This is a genomic window from Flavobacterium sp. B167r, assembly GCF_056824315.1.
The window spans coordinates 3,027,919-3,052,824 of the sequence record NZ_CP124859.1 but is presented as its reverse complement, the minus strand read 5'-3'; the positions used below and the strand labels follow the sequence as shown (position 1 = coordinate 3,052,824).

At 37.5% G+C, this 24,906-nt stretch carries 24 protein-coding genes; 19 read left to right on the top strand and 5 right to left on the bottom strand.

Features of this window, described 5'->3' with window-relative positions; genetic code table 11:
* The first annotated feature begins 195 nt into the window (after positions 1–195).
* From QLQ96_RS13695 to QLQ96_RS13685, 3 genes are all read left to right on the top strand, one after another.
* Positions 196–366, top strand: coding sequence for a hypothetical protein (locus QLQ96_RS13695; protein WP_482491173.1), 171 nt, complete (start codon positions 196–198; stop codon positions 364–366).
* 36 nt (positions 367–402) lie between these two features.
* On the top strand, positions 403–882 hold the full coding sequence (locus tag QLQ96_RS13690) for a hypothetical protein (RefSeq protein ID WP_482491172.1): 480 nt from the start codon (positions 403–405) through the stop codon (positions 880–882).
* Between the two features lie 65 nt (positions 883–947).
* A complete protein-coding gene (locus QLQ96_RS13685; protein WP_482491171.1) occupies positions 948–1,778 on the top strand; it encodes a universal stress protein in 831 nt (276 codons plus the stop codon).
* Positions 1,779–1,904: 126 nt separating this feature from the next.
* Here QLQ96_RS13685 and QLQ96_RS13680 read toward each other — a convergent pair whose 3' ends face one another.
* Entirely contained in the window at positions 1,905–2,357 is a 453-nt protein-coding gene (locus QLQ96_RS13680) for a hypothetical protein (RefSeq protein WP_482491170.1), read from the bottom strand.
* Between the two features lie 287 nt (positions 2,358–2,644).
* On the opposite strand from QLQ96_RS13680, the gene QLQ96_RS13675 reads away from it, so the two are divergent.
* The gene (locus tag QLQ96_RS13675) at positions 2,645–3,292 is read left to right on the top strand and encodes a hypothetical protein (protein ID WP_482491169.1); all 648 of its coding nucleotides are present in this window, start codon (positions 2,645–2,647) and stop codon (positions 3,290–3,292) included.
* A gap of 96 nt (positions 3,293–3,388) precedes the next feature.
* Here the strand turns inward: QLQ96_RS13675 and QLQ96_RS13670 are convergent, their stop codons facing one another.
* Genes QLQ96_RS13670 through QLQ96_RS13660 form a run of 3 tightly spaced genes read right to left on the bottom strand, consistent with a single transcriptional unit; the run spans position 3,389 to position 5,486 of the window.
* Positions 3,389–4,108, bottom strand: coding sequence for an LOG family protein (locus tag QLQ96_RS13670; protein WP_482491168.1), 720 nt, complete (start codon positions 4,106–4,108; stop codon positions 3,389–3,391).
* 19 nt (positions 4,109–4,127) lie between these two features.
* On the bottom strand, positions 4,128–4,799 hold the full coding sequence (locus QLQ96_RS13665) for a BON domain-containing protein (RefSeq protein WP_482491167.1): 672 nt from the start codon (positions 4,797–4,799) through the stop codon (positions 4,128–4,130).
* A 27-nt stretch (positions 4,800–4,826) separates the two neighbouring features.
* Positions 4,827–5,486: a BON domain-containing protein gene (locus QLQ96_RS13660; protein WP_482491166.1), complete on the bottom strand. Its 660-nt coding sequence runs from the start codon at positions 5,484–5,486 to the stop codon at positions 4,827–4,829.
* Positions 5,487–5,999: 513 nt separating this feature from the next.
* Here QLQ96_RS13660 and QLQ96_RS13655 point away from each other — a divergent pair.
* The 11 genes from QLQ96_RS13655 (at position 6,000) to QLQ96_RS13605 (ending at position 16,804) form a co-directional block, all read left to right on the top strand.
* A complete protein-coding gene (locus QLQ96_RS13655; protein ID WP_482496969.1) occupies positions 6,000–7,034 on the top strand; it encodes a linear amide C-N hydrolase in 1,035 nt (344 codons plus the stop codon).
* A 417-nt stretch (positions 7,035–7,451) separates the two neighbouring features.
* Positions 7,452–7,886, top strand: a complete 435-nt coding sequence (locus QLQ96_RS13650; RefSeq protein ID WP_482491165.1) for a thioredoxin family protein — start codon at positions 7,452–7,454, stop codon at positions 7,884–7,886.
* Positions 7,887–7,926: 40 nt separating this feature from the next.
* Positions 7,927–8,820 (top strand): FAD:protein FMN transferase, encoded by an 894-nt coding sequence (locus QLQ96_RS13645; protein WP_482491164.1) that lies wholly within the window; start codon positions 7,927–7,929, stop codon positions 8,818–8,820.
* Positions 8,817–9,050: a DUF4266 domain-containing protein gene (locus QLQ96_RS13640; RefSeq protein WP_482491163.1), complete on the top strand. Its 234-nt coding sequence runs from the start codon at positions 8,817–8,819 to the stop codon at positions 9,048–9,050. The genes QLQ96_RS13645 and QLQ96_RS13640 overlap by 4 nt, the downstream gene beginning before the upstream one ends.
* Before the next feature lie 17 nt (positions 9,051–9,067).
* Positions 9,068–10,252 (top strand): DUF3570 domain-containing protein, encoded by a 1,185-nt coding sequence (locus QLQ96_RS13635; RefSeq protein WP_482491162.1) that lies wholly within the window; start codon positions 9,068–9,070, stop codon positions 10,250–10,252.
* A 153-nt stretch (positions 10,253–10,405) separates the two neighbouring features.
* Positions 10,406–10,864, top strand: a complete 459-nt coding sequence (locus QLQ96_RS13630) for a hypothetical protein (protein ID WP_219071338.1) — start codon at positions 10,406–10,408, stop codon at positions 10,862–10,864.
* 300 nt (positions 10,865–11,164) lie between these two features.
* Positions 11,165–11,527, top strand: coding sequence for a hypothetical protein (locus QLQ96_RS13625; RefSeq protein WP_482491161.1), 363 nt, complete (start codon positions 11,165–11,167; stop codon positions 11,525–11,527).
* 432 nt (positions 11,528–11,959) lie between these two features.
* Positions 11,960–13,753, top strand: coding sequence for a chloride channel protein (locus QLQ96_RS13620; RefSeq protein WP_482491160.1), 1,794 nt, complete (start codon positions 11,960–11,962; stop codon positions 13,751–13,753).
* A gap of 206 nt (positions 13,754–13,959) precedes the next feature.
* Positions 13,960–15,012, top strand: a complete 1,053-nt coding sequence (locus QLQ96_RS13615; protein WP_482491159.1) for a M14 family metallopeptidase — start codon at positions 13,960–13,962, stop codon at positions 15,010–15,012.
* A 155-nt stretch (positions 15,013–15,167) separates the two neighbouring features.
* Positions 15,168–15,386: a hypothetical protein gene (locus tag QLQ96_RS13610; protein WP_095954559.1), complete on the top strand. Its 219-nt coding sequence runs from the start codon at positions 15,168–15,170 to the stop codon at positions 15,384–15,386.
* A gap of 107 nt (positions 15,387–15,493) precedes the next feature.
* A complete protein-coding gene (locus tag QLQ96_RS13605) occupies positions 15,494–16,804 on the top strand; it encodes a TIGR00341 family protein (RefSeq protein ID WP_219071332.1) in 1,311 nt (436 codons plus the stop codon).
* A gap of 25 nt (positions 16,805–16,829) precedes the next feature.
* Here QLQ96_RS13605 and nhaA read toward each other — a convergent pair whose 3' ends face one another.
* On the bottom strand, positions 16,830–18,011 hold the full coding sequence (nhaA, locus tag QLQ96_RS13600) for a Na+/H+ antiporter NhaA (protein WP_482491158.1): 1,182 nt from the start codon (positions 18,009–18,011) through the stop codon (positions 16,830–16,832).
* Positions 18,012–18,516: 505 nt separating this feature from the next.
* Here nhaA and QLQ96_RS13595 point away from each other — a divergent pair.
* From QLQ96_RS13595 to QLQ96_RS13580, 4 genes are all read left to right on the top strand, one after another.
* Positions 18,517–18,906, top strand: a complete 390-nt coding sequence (locus QLQ96_RS13595; RefSeq protein ID WP_482491157.1) for a hypothetical protein — start codon at positions 18,517–18,519, stop codon at positions 18,904–18,906.
* A gap of 158 nt (positions 18,907–19,064) precedes the next feature.
* A complete protein-coding gene (locus QLQ96_RS13590; RefSeq protein WP_095927849.1) occupies positions 19,065–20,147 on the top strand; it encodes an efflux RND transporter periplasmic adaptor subunit in 1,083 nt (360 codons plus the stop codon).
* A gap of 21 nt (positions 20,148–20,168) precedes the next feature.
* Positions 20,169–23,375, top strand: a complete 3,207-nt coding sequence (locus QLQ96_RS13585) for an efflux RND transporter permease subunit (protein ID WP_320492521.1) — start codon at positions 20,169–20,171, stop codon at positions 23,373–23,375.
* Complete coding sequence (locus QLQ96_RS13580) at positions 23,365–24,801, top strand: TolC family protein (protein ID WP_219071325.1); 1,437 nt, start codon at positions 23,365–23,367, stop codon at positions 24,799–24,801. Before QLQ96_RS13585 ends, QLQ96_RS13580 begins: the two co-directional genes overlap by 11 nt.
* Positions 24,802–24,906: the final 105 nt, after the last annotated feature.

Here is a 24,906-nt window from a genome sequence, read left to right as displayed (position 1 = left end):
TGCTTCTCCCTTTTGTTCAAATTGCTTTGAAGCCTAAAATATTTCTTTTGAAAGACATCTCATAAAAACAACTCTAAAATAAAAAGTTATGAAAACAATAATAGCCTTAATGGCAATTACAGCAATTACAGCTGTAATCCTGATCAATAGTGTAAGAAAAAATTCAAAAAAAGATAACTCTTAAATATCTATACCATGGAACCAAGCTGGATTATATTAGCATTTTTTAGCATCGTGACCTTAATTGTGATGATTTACATCTTTTTACAAAACAATAAAGATCGAAAGCAATATGAAAAAGATTTAAACACGCCATCAAATCTTTTTCAGGATGAATCTGAAGTTAATGATGCGGATAAATTTTAGAAGCTGCTTCGTTTTTTACCTTTACAATAATAAATTATGAAAAATATAACGCTATATGCGCTGTTTGTTATCACAGCAGCCCTGACACTGGTGAATCGTTATACCCCTTTTTACATCAACAACTCAATGCTTCACTTTGCCATCTTTCTTATTGCGGCGTTCACCTTTATATTTATCACAGGCCGGCTGCTTGGGAAATTAAAAAGTTTTAAATCACAATTAATAGCCTTGATTATAGTTGCTTTTTTATGCTTTATACGATCTTTCCTCATCTGGGGAGGCGACTGGAAGACCCAGACAATACTATACGGAAACATAGCCAATGACAACAAAACTATAGAATTGCAAATGCGAGGTGACCGCTTTTCATTTGGATACAAAAAACGTGTTATAAATAGATTAAAACTGCTCCCTGGATTTGACTGGACTACTGATGTAGATACCGCAGCAATCGATCACAGCCAATGGAAAAAAATGAACCTATATGTCAATGAAATGAAGTTTGCTTCAAAATAGTATTGAAGTGCGTTAAGCATTAAAATAATTTCAATCTGCCGCTCATTATAAAACTATTAGAAAACATGAAAAAAATACTTGTTACAACCGACTTATCATACTCCTCCAAAACTGCATTACGTTTTGCCATACAGCTGGCCTCTCAGACTGGGTATGAGCTTACATTCCTGTATATAAACACTGCATTTATAATCGACCCATGGTCAGCTGTAACTTTTGCAGGTCTTCCGGAACCTGATACTAAATTACAGAAACAATCCCTCACAAAATTTATACATACTCTGTACAGACAGACAGGCAAAGAGCCAGGTAAAATAAATTATATAGTAGAAAGCAGGCTAGATGTAAATGAAGCCATTTTGGACTGTGCAAAAAGAATCAAGGCCGATTACATTTGTATGAGTACAAGGGGAGGCGGTCTTGTAAATAAGCTGCTGGGCAGCCATACCACCAGAATTTTACATGATTCTCCGCTTCCCGTACTGGTTGTTCCAAGGCATTACAGAATAAAAAAAATTAGCAGCGTTCTGTACCCGTCTGATCTGGAAAATTTAGAATCTGAACTACCCTTGATTAAAAAATTTGCAGCCTCAGTTGATGCCTTGACTGCTGTCTACCATTACGACTATTTTACGCAGGAAGAAGAGATCAATAAAAAATTCAATAAAATTGAACAAAAATTCAGATCTGACAAGATATCTTTTCATTTCAAAAAGTTAAATCCGGAAGTATCATTATTGCGACATCTGCAGATAGACATTATGAAAACGAAACCTTCTATTATAACAATGTTTGCCAAAGAGGACCGAAGCTGGTTTGAGCAATTATTTCAGCCGCTTAAAACTGCTGAAAAAGGTTTCAATACCAGAACTCCAATGCTCGTATTTAAAAAATAATAATTGGCAGGTAAATTCACCTCTGCGAGTTAGCCTGCCAATACTTTTTACAACTTACAATAAAGCTTTTTCTTTACAGCGAAAACATTCTTAACTATTCAAATCCTTTTAATTTTGAATAAAAAACTATGGAATTTGAAATTCTTGAAATTCGCACATAGCGGCTTCAAGTTTAAGCTTTTCCTGCAGGTAATCTAATTTTAGTGAATCTAAGAGATGAACTACAGACCGGTCAAAAGTTTCAGTATCGGCTTCATAATCTTTAATATAATTAACCCTGTTTTTAAATTCATCAAGATGAAATTGAAGATCCTTGAGCTTTTGCAATGTTTTATGTTTTTTTTCTTCATTGCCGGTCTTTATCACCTGGCCCTGTTTTTTTATGATTAGTTCAGCCGCATCAATTATACTGTCAGATTCCCTGTTTAAAGAAAACCATTTTCTAAGGGTCTGCTCCTCAATATTCCGCGTAACCATTAATGAATCAGAATCGATGCTCTCTTCAGTTGAAGATGACCTATCCTGGCAGGAATAAAACAGAACTGTTAAAATTCCCAATATGCTGAATTTTGTTTTCATGTTTTTTGATTTAAGGTTTATTTTTTGATTTTTTCTTAAATATAAATCTACAGGCAGTCCTTTATTGATTTTAAATTAGATCTAAGGTAACCCAATGATAAAAAACCCTCAATGATCGAGATCATCTGCAGATATGATTTTACACATATATTACGTAATTCAATGGATTTACCATTGTTGCATAATTTACTATTTATAATTCATTGATGATTACAATCATATTTGAACCAGTTTGAAAATCATAATTTTAAACTATTAAAAGAAACATTTAATTCAAAACAATCACAATGAAAAGAATTTCATGGATAATCATACCAGTATCCCTTCTACTGCTTCAGTGCGCAAGTTCAAGTATAGTCAGTTCATGGCAGGACTTACAGCTTAATAATTTGAAAACCGGTCGTATTGTAGTGGTTGGCTTGCTAAAAGATTCAGACAGATCACTGCAGCGGCAAATGGAAAATCATCTGGCCGACGATCTATGCAACCTTGGCTATGATGCCATAGCATCTTTTGAGCTTTACGGCTCTAAGGCTTTTGAAGGGAAGGATGAAAAAAAAGTTATCACACAATTAAAGCAAGATGATCTAGCTGCCGTTTTAACGATTGTACTGCTTAATAAACGAAAAGAAAACTACCACGCTCCAAAAAGTATGTTTGATCTCACAGATCCATTTAATGGTAATGATTTCTCTATTTACTGCGCTGCTGTTTACAGCAGAATCTACCAGGAAGGCTATTATATAAATGACACTTATTATTTTTGGGAAAGCAATCTCTTTATAATGCCTGACCAAAAGTTAATATATTCGGCACAGACACAATCCTTTAATCCATCAGCTAAGACGATTCTCGCACATGAGTATGGAAAATTAATTATACATGATATGCTTGAAAATAAAATAATTGAGAATCTTCGTTTACAGAAAAAATAAAAACATTCGGTTTGTAAAATCTGTTTAAACTAAAAATTATTTCAAAAATGCTGCTGTATTAAACTAAATATAAAAGAGTCCAAACTGTCAAATCCATTAAATGGGTTTAGGTTGAAATTTTGATTTTAATCCATAATGTTTAATACTGTTCTCAATAATAAAAAGCCTTGCCTGTTCAATATCATCTGTTATCATGAATAATTTTGAATCAGCATCATTTATTGTTCCCTGCTGTTTCATAAGATCAATATGTTCAATGAGCGCCTTATGATATTGTTTATTGAAGATCACTATGGGAAAGTTTTTAATTTTGCTGGTCTGAATAAGTGTAAGCGCTTCAAAATATTCATCTAAAGTCCCAAAACCTCCGGGCATTACTACAAAGGCAAAAGAATATTTTACCAAAAGTATTTTGCGAATAAAAAAGTGTTTTGTCTCTACCCATTTATCAAGATAAGAGTTAGGCATCTGGTCAATTGGAAGCTTAATATTGCACCCGACGGATCTGCCTCCCACTTCTTTTGCTCCGCGGTTTGCCGCTTCCATCAGGCCCGGTCCTCCTCCTGTCATTATTGTAAAGCCGAGTCTGGCACATTCGCCGGCTGCCTTTTTGGTAAATTCATAATAAGAATGATCTTCCCTGAAACGGGAAGATCCAAAAAAAGTAATGCATGGGCCGATAGAATAAAGCTTACGAAAGCATCTTATAAGCTCCCATAAAGTAATACATATAAATTTAAGTTCAGCAAATCTGGACTGGGGACCTTGCAAAAACATAATTTCTGATTTATCATTTTGATCTATCTTCTCTTTCATAATTATATTTTTTTTATAGTTAACACAGATAGGGCTGTTCAAGATTTACTTTTAAATGATTTATAACTTTGATCACTCCCGGGGTTTTATAAGCAATCCTTTCTGCTTCTTCTTTTTGAAAGATTGAACCAACCGTTCCTGATAATTGTACTGTAGCCCCTGCCACCTCAACATCAATTTCATCCATATCAAATGCCCAGTGGCGCTGCAATGCCTTTTCCAGTAACTCTTTTTCTACCTGATCATATACTTCTCTTTTCAGTTTAATGTTATTGGTGACTTCCCTGACTCCTGTCTGATTTCTAATTAACTCAAGAGCGATCTCTCTTTGAAAGTTCCATGGTAATATTCCTTCTGCCGTCACAGATCCTTTTTCTACAGTTATGTTAACGGTATTTTGAGGAATAATTTGATTTTCTTTAAATTTTGCTACAATCTGCACGGCAATTTCCTGATCAGAAGTACAGGAGCCCTTTTCCAATACAACCATAATTTCATCGACAATTGCCGCTACGCCTTTTATTTTCTTGGCAGCATGGAGTGCTTCTGTTTTTTTAACTAGTAAATTTACATTTCCCGTAAGGGTAACTATTCCATTTTTTACAATAACTCCAATTTCAGCTGCATGCAGCAGGGGTTCAAATTTAAGCGCCTCCTGAATTTCTCTCTGCAAGATATCATTACTTTTCATACTATTTTTATTTACAATTAATATTGATCAATCTAATTCCACTAAAAGTTCATTAGATACATACCCCACACCCGGAGTATTCCATGCGATTCTTTCCGCCTCTTCTTTCTCAAACAGAGATTCAACAGTGCCAGTAAGAAATATTGTCTTGCCATCAACCTTTACTTTAATATTATCGATCTCAAGCAGCCAGCTGCGTCGAAGTGCTTTCTCGATGAGCTCCTGGTTCAATTCGCTTTTGATTTCCGGCTCTATCTTTATCTTATCAATTACACCGCGTATTCCTTTCAAATAACGAATGGCATTATCCGCCGCTTTTCTTTGGAAATTCCAATGAAGTATGCCCTCTAGGGTAACCCAGCCCTGCTGGACGGTAACTTTTATGCTGTAGCTGGGAACAGCCCAGTTATCTTTTAAGGTCTGGTTTACTAATGCAGCAATTTCCTTGTCGCTTTTAACAGCCGAAAAAAATAGGTCAACCTTGATCTCGTCCATAATTTTTTTGACTCCGGAAACATTCTTAACGGCTTCCGCCGCTTCTCTCTTTTGAGCATAATTGTCAACTGTTCCTCCCAGCGTTACAATGCCGCTGCGGGCCCTGATATCAATTTCATTGGAATGCAGAAGAGGCTCCCATTTGATTGCTTCACTTACTTCTTTCTGTAAAATATCATCTTTCTTTTTCATGGCAAAAAATTTAAAATTTTATAGACTGACTACTATTGTATGAAACAGTTAGTTTATCTGATGAGGTAAAATTCAAAAAAGTACATCAATAAAAAAATGATTTCTGGCGGTCTCAAAAGTGATACAAATCATTATTGGATTGTTATGTGAATTCGTTTCATTCTTATTAAAAAGTATTGGCCCTCAGCTAATTTTAAAAACAAAAAAGCTAAAAAAGATATGCTTTGAAATGGAATCACCAATTCATTTATATCATTATTTCAAAAACACTTAAGAAATTGTGTTCTTTTTTTGAAACATAATCAGCTGAATCCCAACAATAGATTTCTTAAGATTCCATTGATTTTATTTGTAATCTAGCCAAACATAAACCATTCTTTTTCAGCCAAATATCTACAGCCACCATCCATTCAATAAATAAAACCAATAGAATATTAAACTTTAATTACTAATCTGGAATATTTGAACTTAAAATAAAAAATAGATATATCATGACAAAAAAACAAAATCCAAATAGTTTTACTTTTCGCAATTTTGATTTCTTTCCAGCAAAAGACAGCAGCATGCACCAGGGTCGTTTACAAAGGCCTCAATGATATGATTATTACAGCTCGTTCCATGGACTGGAAGAGCGGCATTCCGGCTAATCTAGGGATTTTTCCAAGAGCAGTAGAGCGCAATGGGCAGGCAGGAACCAATTCCGTTATATGGAAAGCCAAATATGGAAGCGTAATAACCAGTTCCTGGGATATTGCATCCTCTGACGGAATGAACGAGAAAGGTCTTGCTGCCAATCTCTTATGGCTGGCCGAATCAAGTTTTCCAAGTTTTGAGAAAAATGGTATTAAAAAAGGATTAGCAGTATCCTTATGGCTGCAGTACACTCTTGATAATTTCGCTACCGTTTCGGAAGCTGTAAAATCATTTGAGAAAGATAATTTTGTTGTTGTTTCGTCATACATTCCGGGAACTGACATTTTTGCTACAGTTCATTTGTCTATTTCTGATCCAACAGGAGATAATGCTATTTTAGAATACATTAATGGAAAGCTGGTGATACATCATGACAAAAAATTTACCGTAATGACCAACTCTCCTATTTTTGATGAACAATTAGCCATAAACAGCTACTGGAAAGGAATTCCAGGAACTATAATGCTGCCGGGAACAAACAGAGCAGCCGACAGATTCACCAGGGCATCCTATTACATTGATGCTATACCCAAAACGGATAATACAAGAATGGCTATTGCAAGTGTTTTTGGGGGCATTCGAAATTGTTCGGTACCTCTTGGTATTTCTTCCCCAACAGAACCCAATATTTCTTCCACAAGATGGAGAACTGTAGCAGATCAAAAAAATCTTGTATATTATTTTGACAATGTACTAAACCCTAATGTAGTCTGGGTTGAATTCAGAAAAATTGACTTTAGTGAAAAAGCAAAAATAAGAAAGCTCAGTCTGGAAAACAATGAAAATTACTCAGGAGAATCTTCACTAAATTTTAAAACAGCAAAGCCGTTTAAATTTGCCGGCCTTGATTTATAAAAGATTATTGATAGACTAAAAATGGATCAACTATAAAAAAAAGCAGACGGAAAATGGAGCGGATAATAGCTTAGTGGAAGAATTGCGGCATATGATACTAAAAAAACGAAAATTGAGTATTGTTTAGAAGTACAGCAATTGGACTGGAATGTACAGTTCTCCAAGACAAAAAAGGGCTCTGTGGCAGCCATCAGCCCCGATGGCAGTGAAAATTCTTTGCAGCGCAGTATACCGCAAAGATTGCAGGGTACAGCGGGAAGATCTCCTAAGAAATAAATACTGTAATTATTTTTGGGTCAGCTAATGTAAAAATAAAAGGATATGCATCGGAAAAATTTAATCAAATCTTAAGCAAGTAAAAAAAATAAGATATCCAACAATTCGTTATTTCGTATATATCTAAAAACAAACTCTAGAATGAAGCTGATTACCTTATTCTTTTTACTAACGGTGCTTCCTATAAACTGGGAGCCTGACTTTAACAATGCAAAAAAAATTGCAAAGGAAAAACATGAACTTATTTTGCTTAACTTCTCAGGATCAGATTGGTGTGGGCCTTGCATTGTTCTTCGCAGGGATTATTTAGAGAGTCAGGTATTTACTGATTTGGCCAACACCAACCTGGTACTAGTAAATGCTGATTTCCCAAGAAAAAAGAAAAATATCGGTACACCGGAGCAGGTAAAACGAAACGAAAGTTTAGCCGAAATTTATAATAAGGAAGGAAGTTTTCCTCTTACCCTTCTTTTGGATGCTGACGGAAAAGTAATCAAAACCTGGCACGGCAAACCTGAAACTACACCTGAACAATGGACTGCAGAAATAAAAGCAATCTGTGATAGCAAAAAGTAACATATTAAAAAATCAAAAATATTCGCAATCCCTAAAACTCATGGGAAACAACTTTACTATTACAGTTGTAGCCGGAAATGAGAAAACAGGAAATGAGAATATCAATCTTGCCATTGAAGAAATCAGAAGGATCGAAAAACTGTTCACTACTTATAAAGAGGACAGCCAGACCAATCTAATAAATCAAAATGCAGGAATAGAGCCTGTCAAAGTAGATCAGGAAGTCTTTAATCTTATTGAAAGAGCTACGGGAATTTCGAAAATTACACAAGGAGCTTTTGATATTTCGTATGGAAGTCTTGACAAAAGCCTTTGGAATTTTGACAAAACAATGACCAGTCTTCCTGACCCTCAGACAGCAAAAAAAATGATCCACCTTATTGATTACCGAAATATTATTCTTGACAAAGAAAACACAACGGTATTTTTAAAAGAAAAAGAAATGCGGATTGGTTTTGGAGGTATCGGAAAAGGATATGCGGCAGAAATGGCAAAACAGCTGTTATTAAAAAACAATGTTCAAAGCGGCATTATTAATGCAAGTGGCGATCTTTCAGCCTGGGGATTACAGCCAAATGGCACTAAATGGACTATTGGAGTGGCTGATCCTGATTCTCCAAATGCAGCCTTTTCTTATATGGAAATATCCAACAAGGCAGTGGCTACTTCAGGAAATTACGAAAAGTTTATCACAATCAACGGAAAAAAATATTCGCATACCATTGATCCAAAAACTGGGCTGCCAATAACCGGAATAAAAAGCGTGACCATTATCGCTTCAAACGCTGAATTTGCTGATGCAATGGCCACTCCAATAGCGGTTATGGGAATTAAAGCCGGACTGTTTCTAATTGACCAGATTCCGGATCTATACTGTATTATAATTGATGACAACAACAAAATTTACACTTCAAAAAACATTAACCTGAAATGAAAAAGCCAAAGCAAAAAAATCTCGTACTATTCTGCAGCATTGCTTTTATCGGCATATTGTTCTCTTCCTGCACTTCGGTAAAGGAATATCAGAAAGGAAAAATCAACGATTCTGAAATGGTGCTTTCTAATAGAAAAATAGAAAAGACAGAACTCAGTTTTCAATCCTACCGAGAAGGAGCTTCCGGAGCAAATTCAGGAAAAAGCGGCGGTGGCTGCGGTTGTAACTAATTTTCATACGATCAAAAATGAAAAGAATATTCATTACAGGATTTGCCTTACTGGCATTATTTCAGGTAAGAGCGCAAAATGTACCTACAGATTCCACAGCTTACAAAAGCAGAAAATTAAAATTGGAAGAGGTAAATCTAGTTTCCAGTTATTATAAACAAGACGGAAACAATTCTGCTGTTACAGGAGGAATTGGTTCTGAACATCTTACCGATATTGCCAACACGATCGATGTTAAACTGGTAAAATACGGAGAAACCGGAATTAAACATACTTTTGATATTGAAGCCGGTATTGACCACTATACCTCTGCCTCATCAGATATGATTGATTTGAGTGCCAATTCATCTGCATCCTCTTCAGACAACCGCTTCTACCCTTCTCTAACTTATATGAGAGAAAACGAAGAAAAAGGAAGAACACTGGGAATTGGCGTTTCATCATCGACCGAATTTGATTACCAGTCTTTTGGAGGAAACATTAGTTTTTCACAAAAAACAAAAGACAAAAACGGAGAATTTACAGCTAAGTTTCAAACCTTTATCGATCAGTTAAAACTAATTGAACCGGTTGAACTGCGTCCATCAGGCCAAGAAGGTTATGGCAGTGCCAACCGAAATACTTTTGCAGGAACTTTGAGTTACTCGCAGGTTATAAACAAAGACCTGCAGATAATGCTTGTAGGAGATGTTATCAGTCAAAATGGTTATTTAAGTCTTCCATTTCACAGAGTTTATTTTGAAGATGGTTCTGTTCATCAGGAAAAAATGCCCGATACCAGACTTAAAATTCCACTGGGAATCAGAGCCAGTTATTTCTTAGGTGACAATGTAATTATTCGTGCATATTACAGATATTATACGGATGACTGGAGTCTCAGAGCACATACCGCTGATCTTGAAATCCCTGTAAAATTAACCCAGGCATTTTCAGTGAGCCCGTTTTACAGGTATTATACCCAGAGTGGAACAAAATATTTTAAAGCCTACGGAGAACATACGGCAGCAGATGAATACTACACCAGCAATTATGATTTGTCTAAGTTTGACAGCAGTTTCTTTGGGATGGGAATGAAATTTACTCCCCTTAATGGAATTTTTGGTCTTAAACACTGGAATACACTGGAGATTCGTTACGGTCATTATACAAGAACTACCAATATGACTTCGGATATTATCAGTATTAACATTAAATACAAATAAAATTAATTAAAAAAAAACACAAAGCCCAATTGAATTGGGCTTTGTGTTTGAATAACATCACAGCAGCAAGAGGAAATTGTTCCAGTACAAAAGAACAGATAAGAATCTCTGATAAAAAACCATTACCTTTAAATCAGAGAACAGCAATCGAAAATGAATAAAATTATTGAAAAATTGACCCGTCATCTAGCAAAAAATCCCAGAAGACTATTCTTAATTGACTCTGTGGGGGCTCTGCTTAATTCTGTGCTGCTCTCTGCCGTGCTTTCAAATCTAAGCCCCTATTTTGGGATGCCCAAGACAACATTAACTCTACTCTTCTCAATAGCGGCTTGTTTATGCTTTTACTCCGCTGTATGCTTTTTATTTTTAAAAACAAAATGGACGCTTTACATCAGAATAATAAGTTCTGCCAATTTACTGTACTGTGCGCTGACCACTGCCTTTTTATTTATTCATTACAGCAAGCTTACAGCTTTTGATCTGATGTACTTTTCACTTGAAACAGCAATTATCTGCCTGCTTGTTTATACAGAGCTTACCGTATCTGCTAAAATTCTAAACAGCAGTAAGGGCAGTCAAAATATCTCGCGCAGTAAACCCCGCCTTTAAAATCAGCATTACATTAACGTTTGATTTTTCCCATTAACCCCTTTGAAGAGGCAGCTTTGTATTTCTAGTATACAACTTAGCAAAAAATTCAAAAAATAATTCGTAAAGGCCAAAAACCTGCTGATCCGGGACAGGAAAAATTAACCATGAAAAAATTAAAATTCAGCACAAAGAACCCGTACAAAAAAAATAAAGCTTTTAGGTCATTTAATAATTCTTCTTTTTCAAAATCAGTATATTTGCATCACTTATATTGTTACACTTTCTTTCTGGAGAAATACAATCCCTGCAGGTTCCCTAATGAAGCATTTAAACTTACTATACGTTTTTCTAATATCGCTGCTTGCCTTCACAGCTGACAGCGCATCAGGCAGATCACCTGAGCCATCTTGCGCTGGGCACTTAAAAACTGGCTTTATCTCTTTTGACAATACTTTAATCACTTCTGCATTCGTAATAAAATATAAAGAGCTGGATGTCCATTTTAAATTTAAAAGTAAAGTAAAATACCGTGCAACTGCTTCGGAAAGCGATGCTTTAAATATTCCTTACAGCACTAAATCAGCACTTTTTACAATCTTTAAAAACAGCTTAATTTACGGTATTGAAGTTATTTACCAAATTCAGCGTCATAATTACCTGCACCTCTACCAGCTTTTCTAAAAGCGGGCTTTCCTTATTTAAGTAAAAAATTCTCTGCGTAATCCTATAGCTTACAAAACTGTAAAAAACAGAAAGATATAAGAAATATGCAGTTAAGCCAGACAAGCTGTTTCTAAGACTGAAACTCTCAGCCAAGAACACTGTTCTTTCAGTATTAGTACAGCTGTTTTTAAGAAAAATCCAATTTAAAGAAATCTTCAATTCATGCCGCAGCGATATCTTTGAACAATTGGGAACTCTTTAGTATTTGTATTTACAAGTCTAAAAACCAAATTGCAGCATATTACTGCACAAATAAATTCTTGCAGCAGTAAACAATAGCACCAGATACCCTTGTTCACTGCAACATAAAAATATTGAGACATAACACATTCAAACAGCTCCAGCAGGTAAAAAATTAATCCTTCATGAGCTTTACAACGCTGCTTACAAATGATAAAAATAGTCCTAAAACACCTTTTAAAAGCCAAACATATCCTTATTGAAGGACAGAGAAAATTAACCCGCAAACAGTTCATTTTTCTCTCCAGCGTACTGATTGGAATTACTGTTGCCTTTGCTGTAATATTTTTAAAGGCCTTTGCCCATTGGGTCTTTTCCTTTGCAGCTTATATCAACGCAATAGTAAAATTAAGTTTCATTAACAGTGTGCTTCCCGTTATCGGGATCGTATTGACTGTATTTGTGGTGAAAAGGATCTTAGGGGGAAGCCTGGAGAAAGGGACTTCTCAAATCCTGTACACCGTCGCGCGAAAAGCCAGCATTATCCCTAAAAAACAAATGTACGCCCAGATCATCACCAGTTCCCTTACCGTGGGGCTTGGGGGCTCGGCCGGACTGGAGAGTCCGATTGTCATCACCGGGGCGGCCTTTGGTTCCAATTTTGCCCAGCAGTTCAAATTAAGCTATCAGGAACGGACGCTGCTCATAGGATGCGGGGTTGCAGCCGGTATAGCGGCCGCTTTTAACGCTCCTATAGCCGGTGTGCTTTTTGCTGTCGAGGTGTTGCTGGTAGATGTTACAATCGCGGCTTTTACCCCTATTATGATTGCTGCGGCAACAGGCGCGCTTGTCTCAGCGGTCGTCTTAAATGAAAATATACTGCTGGTTTTTAGAGAAAAGCAGACATTCGACTATCATAATATTCCATTTTACGTGCTGCTGGGACTTTTTACTGGTCTTACAGCAGTTTTCTACGCCAGGAAATTTCTAAAAACAGAACATTTTTTCGCCCATTTAAAATTTGGCCCCTATAAAAAAGCCCTGATTGGAGGAGCGGTATTGGGAATTCTTATTTTTGTTTTCCCTGCCCTATTTGGTGAAGGTTATGAAAGCATCAAAATCCTGGCCGATAAGAACCCAGGAGCACTTTTAAAAAACACACTCTTTGAGCAATACAGCAGCAGCAGCTGGGTGCTGCTGGCCTTTGTGGGATTTTCCATGTTCCTAAAAGCTTTTGCTTCCGGGATAACCCTTGGAAGCGGCGGGAACGGCGGGAACTTTGCCCCTTCTTTATTTCTGGGTTCCTATGCAGGATACTTCTTTTCAAAACTCCTAAATCTGACCGGCTTAACGGATCTTCCGATAAGCAACTTTACCCTTGTAGGGATGGCAGGAATTCTCAGCGGGCTGTTTCATGCCCCGCTGACAGCGATTTTTCTTATTGCAGAAATAACCGGAGGCTACGATCTGATGATACCCCTTATGATCGTCGCTTCGGTGAGCTTTGCTGTTTCAAAACGTTTTGAAAAACATTCTCTCGATGTAAAAAACCTTGCCCGAAAAGGAAATGCCTTCACCAGCAATAAAGACAGCAATATTTTATGCACGCTCAATATTGAGGATCTGGTAAAAAAAGATTATTTGCCCCTTACAGCAGATCAGGATATGGAAAAGATTTCCGATCTGCTGGCACACTGCGATCAGGTGGTTTTTGGAGTAGTGAGCCCGGAGAATGAGCTCGAGGGACTGGTTTATTTTGATGACATCAGAGAAATCATTTTTGATACTTCTCAAATTAAAAATACAATGGTCAAAGATATAATGTTAAAGCCGGTTCAAACTATCTATCTCTTTGACAGCATGGAAACCGTCATGAATAAATTTGAGAAAAGCAGTAAAATATTTCTCCCTGTGGAAAAAAACGGCAGGTATTATGGTTTTATGGCTAAATCAGATATTTTGGAATCCTACCGAAACAGGCTTAAATCCATGGCATTTGAATAATAACTTTTAGGGATTATTACAATGGTACATTTTTGTTCCAGCTAATAAAAAAAATGCAGACCGCAGCAAATTTTAAAAAAAGGTAAAGAGCCGTTCGATCAGCTTTTGTTTTTCTCCCTGCAGCAAATTGAATCCCGAGCTATTATTTTGAATTTAAATCAACTAAACAATAATATATTAAGCGCTATAGCCGCTTTAAGATACGCATGAAAAATTTACTCTTTTTTTTATTTTCTATACTACTAGTTCAAACAGCACAGTCTCAAAAAAATTCTTTAAAAAAGATCTTAGCCCAGCTCCAGCCAGGTGTCAAAGACACCATATTTCATTTAAGCACCTTGGATTCCATTACGGCAGATCTTCCCGCAACTCTAATTAAAGGGAGCCAGAGCGGTCCCACTTTTACAATAACGGCAGGTATTCACGGAATGGAATATCCCTCCATAGCCTCTTTGCTGCAGCTTCGCAGGGAAATAAATCCTCAAAAACTTAAAGGAAATTTAATCATTATTCCCATTATGAACCTGCAGTCCTTCTACCAGAGAACTCCTTTTGTAAACCCCTCGGACAACCTGAACTTAAACCGCGTTTTTCCAGGCAGCAGAACAGGAAGTATCACCGAGGTAATTGCTGATTTTATAACCACTCAGGTTTTTGACGCCACGGACGTGTTTCTGGATCTGCATGGCGGGGATGTCAATGAAGATCTCATACCCTTTATCTGTTATTACGATAACAAGGAATTCAAAGAGCAGACCCGGCTGGTTTCCCGTCTTAGTGAAAACAGCGGTTTTTCCACCATTGTGAGTTATCCCTATGCCATTGCCGAAGGCCAGCCGGCGATGTATGCCTTTAAGCAGGCCGTAAGGCTGGGCATCCCGGCGCTGAGCATTGAAATTGGAAAGCTTGGCAGCTGCGAGAAGTCAGATGTTTCCTTTACTAAAAATGCAGTTTATCGCATGCTCAAAGAGCTGCAAATGTATGAAAGCAAAAAAGTGATACCAGGTGCTCCTGCAAAAAACAAATATAACAGGCAGGCCTATGTTCCGGGACCCGGCCAGGGATTATTTTACAGCAGTTTTAAAGCAGGAAGCAGAGTGATAAAAGAAGAGGAAATTGGCTATATCACAGATGTTTTTGGCCGTAATGTGAAAATAATCACCGCGGCACAAAGCGGCACAATTCTCTATAAAGCAGGAAGACTGCCGGTAAACGAAGGCGAAACATTATTCTGTATCGGCTATAAGGCTGTGGATTAATTTTATATCAATACCGAAAGCTCCAAGATCCTGCCGCTTTGAAAAGTTTTTATCTCCATGAACAATACTGCCTGCTGTCAGCCGTTTACAATAGTTCGGTGCCTGCCTATCATAACAGTACTATAATTAAAGCACTCAGACAAATTTAAACTCCTATGAAAAAATTTCAAATAAAAAAAACAGAGCACGGAAAATGGCTTGTATCTCACAACGAAGTTCCCAAATTCAGCTGTATTTTTGAAGATAAGAAATTCAATTACGACAGAACAATCATCGGCCTTTTAGATCCAGCAGGTGATCCAGAGGAAATTCAGCTTTTGCAAAAAATGGAAAAATGGCTCAAACAATACCACAAGGATAAAATCAATGGATAATAAACGGTTCACTTTACTAATAATCTTTTCGAACTCCATCCCTGTTATTAAAATAAATCTTATCTTTAAATACAGCGATCACAGCAGTAACCCTAATGTAGACACTCATGAGAAAAATTACTGATATTCTGAATCTTAGAGAAGGAGAAGACGACAGGGAAAAAACACTGCAGACCGTTAAAAAAAACATTTCCTTTAAAGGAGCCAATCTTTGGATACTGGCCTGCGCCATAATTGTGGCCTCGGTGGGGCTTAATGTAAACTCAACAGCTGTTATCATCGGAGCGATGCTCATCTCCCCTCTGATGGGGCCTATTGTAGGGGCCGGTTTTGCCCTGGGCATTTATGACTTTTCACTGCTTAAAAAATCACTCAAAAACCTGCTCAATGCAACGGTTGTGAGTCTGGTGGTCTCCACGCTTTATTTTTACCTGAGTCCTTTCAAGGACGTTCAGTCGGAGCTTCTGGCGAGAACCTCCCCGAACATTTACGATATTCTTATCGCTTTTTTTGGCGGTGTTGTCGGGGTCATTGCCGTTACGCGGTCAGAGAAAGGAAATCCTATTCCCGGAGTAGCTATTGCAACGGCTTTAATGCCTCCTTTATGCACCGCAGGATACGGGATTGCAACTGCCCAGTGGAGCTTTTTTCTAGGAGCTTTCTACCTTTATTGCATCAACTGCGTTTTTATAGGTATCGCCACTTTTCTAATCATAAAATACCTGAATTATCCTGCTGTTAAACAGGTGGATGAAAAGCAGCAGCAAAAAGTTAAGTATATTATTGCTTTTCTCATTACTGCAATGCTCGTTCCCAGCAGTTATCTCGCCTACTCTCTATACAGGGAACAGCAGTTTAAAAAAAATATAGAGCTTTTTGTTGACAGTGAGTTCAGCAGCAAGGGTTATACGGTGGTTTATAAAAAGACGGATTTTAACGCGAAGCAGAAAAAACTCGAACTTGCTTTCTTATCGAAACGATTTTCCGATAAGGAGATTCAGAGCCTTAAAAGCAGACTCAACAGCAATAAGTACCTTGCCGGCACCAGCCTTCGCATCAGACAGGACAGCACCGACCGCTTTAACGACATAAAAGGCGATATCTTAAATCAGATCAAGAGCAGCGAGAATGAAATGAATGTAAAGGATGTTAAAATAATCCAGCTGGAAAAAGAGCTGGCAAAAAACAAATTTGACAACAAACAGCTTTTAAAAGAAATAAGAACCTTATTTCCTGATGTCCATTCGCTTTCCATTGCCAAAAACACTTTAGTGAATTATAAAGACAGCACCTCAACGATCACCGCTGTAATTTACGATGCCTCAAAAAACCTAACGGCAGAGGAAAGTGAAAAACTGACCAAATGGCTCAATGAACGTCTTTTAGTGAAAGATGCCGTATTGTTTAAAAGACAGTAAGCCCTTAAGAAGAATCAACAAAAAACTACTGTTCCCGTTTCTTTTTATTATACCAGCTCAGTAGCATAAAGCCTGATACCCCAGCCAGTATAGAAGCAGTAAGTATCGCAAATTTCGCCTCATTCTGATAGGCCTGTTCCTTAAAAGACAATAGCGCTATAAATATGGACATGGTAAAGCCGATTCCGCCTAAAAGCCCCAGTCCAAGTACATGAGTCCATGTCGTCTGAGCAGGCAGATCAGCAGCCCTGATCTTCACCGAGAACCATGACATTACAAAGATGCCAATGGGTTTGCCCAGGAAAAGCCCCAGAATAATTCCAAGTCCGAGATTACCGGTAAGTCCCTGCAGCATTTCAGATTCAAAAGCAATGTTAGTATTGGCCAGTGCAAAAACAGGCATGATGATAAAGTTTACCGGACGAGCCAAAGCATGTTCCAGCTTTTCCAAAGGGGAATCCGTTTCTTCTTCGTTAGTGGGAAGCGTTAAGGCCGTAAGCACTCCGGCTATCGTGGCATGAATGCCTGAATGGTGTATAAAATACCACATCACCGCACCGGGCAGGAGATAAAAAAACAAATTCTTTACCCCCAAACGGTTAAAAATCATAAGCAGTACAAATATACCCCCTGCATAAACCAGATACAGAAAATGAAGTTCCGAGGAATAAAAAACCGCGATAACCAAAATAGCAATCAGATCATCCACAATGGCCAGCGCGGCAAGAAAAATTTTAAGCCCCGAGGGAACCTTATCTCCTAAAAGGGAAAGTATTCCAAGCGCAAAAGCAATATCGGTTGCCATTGGGATTCCCCATCCTTTGGCAGTATCAGGACTTTGTCCGTTAAAAAGAAAGTAAATCAATGCGGGAACCATGACCCCTCCTACAGCTGCCAGCACCGGCAGGGCCGCATGGCGAAGAGATGAAAGCTCACCTTCTATCACTTCCCTCTTGATTTCAAGGCCTACCAGCAGAAAAAAAACAGCCATCAAACCATCGTTGATCCACAGCAGGATCGGATACCGCAGCTGCAGGCCCGCTGCTTCAAATCCCAAAGGATACCCCAGCAAATCATTAAAATGTACTCCGAGCCCCGTATTGGCCATTATAAGAGAAACCAGCACACAAATTAAAAGCAGAATCCCTCCTGCTGCGGAAGATTGGAAAAAATGCGCGAAAATTTTGAGATTTATAAGTTTTGCCATTGGACAAAAATAGGCATTAGGGCTTAAAATGCCAAGAAGATCCATGCATAAAAATGAACCAGCACCCGGTATTATTAATAATGCCAGTTAGGACCATTCACGTAAGTAAGATTATTTTGCAAAGGCACACTAATTAGCACTCTACTGTTAACGGGCACCGGCTGGGTATCCCGTTCATTTTATCCGGTCTCTTCATCATCAGCCCTTATATAAAAAAGCCTGCTTTTAAGAGCTGATATGCAAAAGGCATTGATAAGACCTGGGCTGGAACCATACTTCATATTAGGAATTGGTGCCCAGCTTTTCATTTTCTTTAAAACGGCCGGCTTTTGATAAAAAAAGACAAGGCATAATCTCTATTTATTTGCCAATTCATAATATGAGGGCTAAAAATAAATGATTTTTTTAATAAATCGTCTAAAAAATCCCAAATTACCATTTGCCATAAATTAGTAAATTACAGTGATTGTTTTTATAAAATTCTTTATCTAAATTTGTATTTCCTATGAAAAAATGGTTTGCTAGTTTTACCCTGTCACTTGTTGTCCTGTTAATGGGATATGGCAGTGTATATACAAGCAGCAGCCAATTCTCAGAGAAAAAACCGCACCCTGCAGCACTTCAGGAAATAAAGTCCGATATGGGAGCTTATCTGGCTAAAAGACATTCTGTTGAAACCTTCAAAAGAAAATGCTGTCTTTTAGATAATGAAGAAAATGAAGAAAATTTTTCCACCATTCAAAAACAGCTTGTAAAAAGCAGCTGCTTTTTACATTTCCTGCGCCGCAATAAATTTGCAGTGTGTCCTGCCTTTAACAAAAAGGCTAATAACTTTAAAATTTTCGCCTTACTTTCTAATAAAGTATACCTTCGATTTCAAGTTTTCAGAATTTGATTTTTTATCCTAAGTAGTCACAAACTATTTCCAATTTACCGTTTTATCCTTTGCCAGCAGATGATTTCTCTAAGCCGGCAAACGGATGCGGAATACTTCAGCCTTATTTAAGGCTGTTAAAAAAATCAAAATCATTACGTTTTAATTCTGAAATTATTATGAAAAGAATTTTCATGCTCATGTCTTTATGTGCATTAGTTTTTGCAGGCTGCAACTCTAAAAAAGAAGGAGAAAAAGAGCAAAAAACCAAATTTCTGGTTACGAATCCAATTGAAAAAGATACTACCATTACAAAAGATTATGTATCGCAGATACACTCTATTCAACATATCGAAATAAGAGCGCAAGAGCGCGGTTACCTTGAAAAAATTTATGTAGATGAAGGACAAATGGTTAAAAAAGGCCAGCTGTTGTTTAAAATTATGCCTGCGCTTTATGAAGCCGAATTAAAAAAATCTAAAGCAGAAGTAAGTTTCAGCTCAATAGAATACCAAAATGCTAAAAAATTAGCTGACGAAAAAGTGGTTTCTCCAAATGAACTGGCAATGGCAAAAGCCAAACTGGAAAAAGCAAATGCTGAAATGGCCTTAAGCAAAGTTCATCTTCAGTTTACAGAAATCAGAGCGCCTTTTGACGGAATCATCGATAAATTTCATGTCCGTCAGGGAAGTTTAGTTGATGAAGGCGAACTGCTTACAGAATTGGCAGACAACAGTTCAATGTGGGTATATTATAATGTACCGGAATCTGAATATTTAGATTATCAGGAAAAAGCAGGAAAAAATGGTAAAATGAAAGTTTATTTATTGATGGCCAACAATAAAAAATTCCAATATCCCGGAGTTGTAGAAACCATTGAAGCCGATTTTGATAATGAAACAGGAAATATTCCTTTTAGAGCTGTTTTTCCAAATCCAAAAAGATTGTTACGACACGGGGAAACCGGAAGCATCCAGATGCCGATAGAACTGAAAAATGCTATGCTGATACCTCAGAAAGCAACTTTTGAGGTTTTAGACAAAAAATATGTATATGTAATTGATAAAAACAATGCAGTAAAATCGAGAGAGGTTGTTATTGCTGCCGAAATGCCTCACCTATTTGTAATAAAAGAAGGTTTGTCGATTCATGATAAAATACTTTTAGAGGGACTTCGTCTTGTAAAAGAAAATCAAAAAATAGACTACGAAGTTTTAAAACCCGAATCGGTTATGTCCAACTTAGAACTGTATGCGGAATAACCGAATCTAAAAGAAAAAGAAATGTTTAATAAATTTATACATAGACCCGTTTTTGCAATTATAATTTCGATTATAATTGTATTTATAGGCACGCTGTCGATCAAACAGCTACCTATTTCGCAATTCCCTCAAATTGCGCCCACAACTGTAAATATCTTTATTGCTTATCCGGGAGCAAGTGCCGATGTATTGGTAAAATCTACTTTAATCACCTTAGAGAATTCGCTTAACGGTACACAAGGTGTGCGTTATATGGCGACAGATGCCACAAGTGCTGGAGAAGCAACACTTAGAATCATTTTTGAACCAGGAACCGATCCTAATGAAGCTGTAATCAGAGTCAAAACAAGGGTCGATCAGGTAATGCCATTATTACCTGAACTGGTTCAGCGTGAAGGAGTTGTTATTACCCCTATTCAGCCCAGCATGCTGATGTATGTGAATCTTTATTCGAAAAGCAAAAGCATGGATGAAAAATTCCTTTACAACTACGCTGATGTAAAAATGATTCCGGAAATCAGCCGTGTTAAAGGTGTTGCGAGAACTCAAATTTTAGGAAGCCGTAAATATGCCATGCGTGTTTGGTTGAATCCTGACCGAATGCGAGCTTACAAAATTTCTGTTGAAGAAGTGATGGAAGCTTTACAAGAACAAAGTATTATTGGCCGTCCGGGACGATTAGGACAAAGTTCTGGTATTGCAGCACAATCTTTAGAATATGTATTGACTTATAAAGGAAGATACGACGAGCCAAAACAATACGAAAATGTAATTGTCCGTGCGAATTCTGAAGGTGAAAGCATTCGCTTAAAAGACATTGCAAAAGTAGAATTAGGAAGTGAATTCTTTGATATTTACTCCAATCTAGATGGTCATCCTTCTGCCGCAATTGTATTAAAACAAAACTACGGAAGTAATGCAAGCGACGTAATCAATGACGTTAAAGCGAAACTGGAAGAAATGAAAGCAAGTTTTCCTCCAGGAATGGATTATAAAATCAGTTATGACGTTTCGCAATTCTTAGATGCTTCTATCGATCAGGTGGTTCATACTTTGAGAGATGCCTTTATTTTGGTTGCCTTAGTTGTATTTATATTTTTAGGAGATTGGCGCTCCACTTTAATTCCAATTATTGCCGTTCCAGTTTCTTTGGTTGGAGCTTTCTTTGTGATCCAGATGTTTGGAATGTCAATCAACTTGGTAACCCTATTTTCATTGGTATTAGCGATAGGAATTGTAGTTGATAACGCGATTGTCGTTGTCGAGGCCGTCCATGCCAAGTTTGAAGAATTTCCGCATATTACGCCTTACCATGCTGTAAAATTAGTTTTGGGTGAAATTGGAGGTGCGATTATCGCCATTACAGCCGTTATGGTTTCGGTTTTTATCCCCGTTTCGTTTATGTCGGGTCCGGTTGGAACTTTTTATAGACAATTTTCGGTTACCATGTCAAGCTCGATTATTATTTCAGCAATCGTGGCTTTAACCCTTACTCCTGTTCTTTGTGCGATTCTTTTGAAAAACAATCACGGAAAAGAGAAAAAAGGAAATATCTTGACGAAGTCTCTTGATGCTTTTAACAGATGGTTTGAAAGACTTACAGGCCGTTATGTTGTCGTTCTAAAAACAATTGTGAGCCGAAGAGTTCTAACTTTCGGAATTTTAATTGCGTTCTGTGCTTTCATTTTTATAGAAAATCAAGTTTTACCTTCTGGATTTATTCCGAGTGAGGATCAGGGAACTATTTACGGAATCATTCAAACACCACCGGGTGCAACTTTAGAAAGAACCAATCAGGTAGCGCAGAAACTGCAGAAAATCTGTGAAAAGGTTGAAGGTGTTGAATCGGTTTCTTCTTTGGCGGGTTACGAAATCATGACGGAAGGCCGTGGTTCTAATGCTGGAACGTGTTTGATTAACTTGAAATCATGGTCGGACAGAAAACATTCTGTTACAGAAATCATGGAAGAGTTAGAAAAGAAATCTAAAGATCTGGGTGCTGTTGTAGAGTTTTTTGAACCGCCTGCAATTCCAGGATTTGGTTCTTCTGGAGGTTTTTCTATGCGTTTGTTAGACAAAACAACCAATACCAATTATCAGGACTTTGACAAAATCAACAAGCAGTTTATGGCCGAATTAGGCAAACGTAAAGAGCTTTCTGGTTTGTTTACATTCTTCGCTGCCAATTATCCGCAGTATGAATTAGAGATCAACAATGATTTAGCGATGCAGAAAGGAGTTTCTATTGGTAAAGCGATGGAAAACCTCAACATTCTAATCGGAAGTACCTACGAACAAGGATTCATCAAATTTGGACGTTTCTTTAAATTATACGTGCAGTCTGATCCAAAATTCAGAAGACTTCCGTCAGATATATTGAATCTCTATGTAAAAAATGATCATGGAGAAATGGTGCCTTATTCTGCTTTTATGACGCTTAAAAAAACACAGGGACCTAATGAGATCACGCGTTACAACATGTATAATTCTGCTGCTATTCAGGGTCAGCCTGCAAAAGGATACACCACTGCTGATGCCATTAAAGCAGTACAGGAAACAGCGCTTAAAACATTGCCTAAAGGATATGATATTGCATGGGAAGGTCTTTCTTATGATGAAGCTGGACGAGGTAACGAATCACTTTACATCTTTTTAGTCGTATTGGCTTTCGTTTATTTTGTGTTAGCTGCGCAATATGAGAGTTTTATTATTCCGTTTTCAGTGATTTTATCGATTCCTGTTGGAATTTTAGGTTCGTTTGTCATTCTTCAAATGATGGGCTTACAAAACGATATTTATGCGCAAATCGGATTAATTATGTTGGTCGGACTGCTCGGTAAAAATGCCGTATTGATAGTCGAATTTGCCGTCCTCAAACACCAGCAGGGCGCTACCATTCTCGAAGCCGCTATTGAAGGCGCTAAGGTTCGTTTCAGACCAATCTTAATGACATCATTTGCCTTTATTGCAGGATTGATTCCGTTGATTTTCGCTTCTGGAGCGGGTGCAATCGGTAACAGAACTATTGGAGGATCCGCGCTTGGTGGAATGCTTTTCGGAACCATTTTCGGAGTAATTATTGTTCCCGGGCTATACTACATTTTTGGTTCATTGGCTCAAGGCCGAAAACTAATTAAAGGAGAAGAAGAAAGTTCATTATCTGATGATTTTATGCATCATGTACATGATTTTTCAACAAACAATCAAACGGAGGAAAATGAAGAATAACAGAAATATAAAATACGCAGGTCTTGCCTGCGTATTACTCACCATAGCGGGTTGTAAAACGACAACTATTGTAGAAAAAACAGAAAACAAAACACTGCCAGAAAACTATGCTGACACTGGCTTAGACACTCTAAATACCGGAAAAGTAAAATGGAGAAGTTATTTTACAGACGAAAATTTAGAAAATCTGATTGATATCGCTTTAAAAAACAATCAGGAATTAAACATCACACTTCAGGAAATTGAAATTGCCAGAAGCGAAGTAAAAGCACGAAAAGGAGAATACCTGCCTTTTGTAGGTTTTAGCGCCGGTGCAGATGTAACGAAGTCAGGAAGATACACAAGCACAGGTTCTGGTGAAGCTACAACAGAAATTATGCCTGGGAAAGAAACACCAGATCCGCTTCCTAATTATCGTTTTGCGCTGACTTCAAGTTGGGAAATCGATATTTGGAACAAACTGCATAATGCTAAAAAAGCAGCTTTAAACCGTTATTTAGGTTCTATTGAAGGAAAGAATTTTGTAGTTACCAATTTGATTGCAGAAATAGCCGATTCGTATTACGAACTTTTAGCGTTGGATAATCAATTGAAAATCATCATACAAAATATTGACATTCAGACCAATGCATTAAAAGTCGTAAAAATACAAAAAGAAGCGGCAAGGGTAAACGAACTGGCTGTACGCCGGTTTGAGGCTCAGATTTTAAGCACGCAAAGCATTCAGTTTGACATACAGCAGCAGATAACCGAAACAGAAAATAAAATCAATTTCCTGTTGGGGCGTTTTCCTCAAAAAATTGCCAGAAACAGCAATACATTCAGTTCTATAACTCCTGCAGATATTCATGCCGGAGTGCCTTCTCAGCTTCTGGAGAATCGTCCCGACATTAAAAAAGCAGAAATGGAACTAATCGCTGCAAAACTCGACATTAAGGCCGCTAAAGCTAAATTTTATCCATCGCTGGGCATTTCAGCAGGAATTGGTTATGAAGCTTTCAATGCCAAGTATCTGCTGACTTCTCCAGAATCTCTATTGTATTCCATAGCCGGAGATTTGGTTGCTCCTCTGATCAACAGAAATGCTATTAAGGCAAGTTATCTTACTGCAAGCGCCAAACAAATTCAGGCAGTTTACAATTATGAAAGAACTTTGGTAAACGCTTATGTTGAAGTTGCGAATCAGCTTTCTAAAATTCAAAATACAGCAAAAAGCTATGATTTGAAGTCAAAACAAGTTGATGCTTTAAACGAATCTGTTCAGATATCCAATAACTTATTTAGTTCTGCCAGGGCAGATTATATGGAAGTTTTACTGACCCAGAAAGATGCTTTAGAATCTAAGTTTGAACTTATCGAAACCAAAAAACAGCAGATGAATGCTTTTGTTAATGTTTATAAAGCCTTAGGCGGCGGCTGGAATTAGTAGTTTTCATTTTTATTTTTTTTTAAAGGAGCCCTGTTTTTTAACAGGGCTCCTTTTCTGCTTACCACCTAATCCCGGATCAAATCTAAAACTAATCCAGCTGTA